Source organism: Psychrobacter sp. T6-1, assembly GCF_052258445.1.
In genome coordinates this window covers 1-1,408 of sequence record NZ_JBQQFC010000458.1, presented here as the reverse complement: position 1 = coordinate 1,408, position 1,408 = coordinate 1, and the positions used below count along the sequence as shown (strand labels likewise).

Here is a 1,408-nt window from a genome sequence, read left to right as displayed (position 1 = left end):
CTACGATTTGAGGCAAAACCGCGATCTTCAAAACCGCCACTAGGATTAGCAGCGCCAGTATTACTGGTACTACGCTCAAAGCCACTACTTGCACCGCCACCTTGGTATCCAGTACTTGAGGCGCCACTTGTGGTGGTTCCTGTAGTCGTTGTCCCTCTAGGGTTACGCGCAGGTACGACTGTTGAGATAGCGTGTTTGTACACCATTTGACTGACAGTATTCTTTAGCAGTACAACATATTGATCAAATGATTCTATTTGGCCTTGTAATTTAATACCATTTACCAAAAAAATTGACACAGGAATGCGGTCTTTACGTAGTGAGTTCAAAAACGGATCTTGTAAGGTTTGTCCTTTTGACATGAGGTCTCTCCTAGATAATATAATTATTTTTAATAGTCGTTATCGGTTTTAATACTATGAGTTCTAATACTACAATTTTTAGATTTAGTACTACGAATATTTATTAAATGTATCTACGCAAGCTTAAACGATTACTTTTATGACAGTAAACAATCCTGTTAACTACTTGTTTATTATAGTCTTTTTACGCAGTGTTGATTACTACTCCTAAATTATAACAGCTATCTATTTTAGATTTTGCAACTTATTGTGATTGATTCCTTTATGTATGGTTAACCGTTTGATATCGCATGCATTGTTTATGATAAGAGATACTCTCTTGCCTGCGTCATAGTCGCGAAGGTCTGGTTTTGAATAAGACTATCTGGCTTATCTAGAGCGCTAGCAGTAGATAATTGCGTAAGTTTACGCAGCCAAGTGTATTGACGTTTTGCCAACTGACGAGTGGCATACAGAGATTTGTCTTGCATCTGCTTGTAGGCAAACGCTTGTTGAGTTGAAGCGTTGTCAGTCTGCGCCGCAAAAGTTTTATAGAATAACTCAAGGTCTAAATGCGGCAGCTTGAATACAGGGTGTTTGATGTGTACCAGATACTCAAGCACTTGCCGATAGCCCACGCAGCGCATCGATGGCATATCAGGCGTCAACGTATAACGCTCTAATAGGTCGATAACCTCATCAACCAGTCCCTCATTCCACATGACATCTAAGCGCTGAGCGATACGCTGATGCAGCCAAGGACGATCTGGCAGGACAGATAAGGCATGCCAGTTCTGCTGCTCGTTGTGCGCTAATGCTAGTTTAGGTTTGCGTTGCCACTCACTAAGCGGGATATGGGTCTGCTCGTAGATCTCAATTGCTCGCGTAATACGCTGAGTGTCATTGGGTTTTAGGCGCTGATGACTAACGGGGTCTATTTTAGCCAAATACTCATATAACACTTTTATGCCTGCATCTTGTCGCCACTTTTCGACCTGTGCACGTGTCACATCGCTGCTATCGGGTATATCAGAGAGCCCTTCTAGCAGCGCCATGTAATACATCAT

The 1,408-nt window shown here is 42.0% G+C and carries 2 protein-coding genes; both read right to left on the bottom strand.

All coding sequences use genetic code 11. The annotated features are described in order from the left end of the window. Positions 1-362: RNA chaperone Hfq (hfq, locus tag ACTXGO_RS13775; protein ID WP_443574918.1), on the bottom strand; the 362-nt coding region annotated here is incomplete at its 3' end. Positions 363-661: 299 nt separating this feature from the next. Next, positions 662-1,408, bottom strand: a 747-nt coding sequence (locus tag ACTXGO_RS13770) for a tRNA (adenosine(37)-N6)-dimethylallyltransferase (RefSeq protein ID WP_443574917.1), incomplete at its 5' end; no start/stop codon positions are given.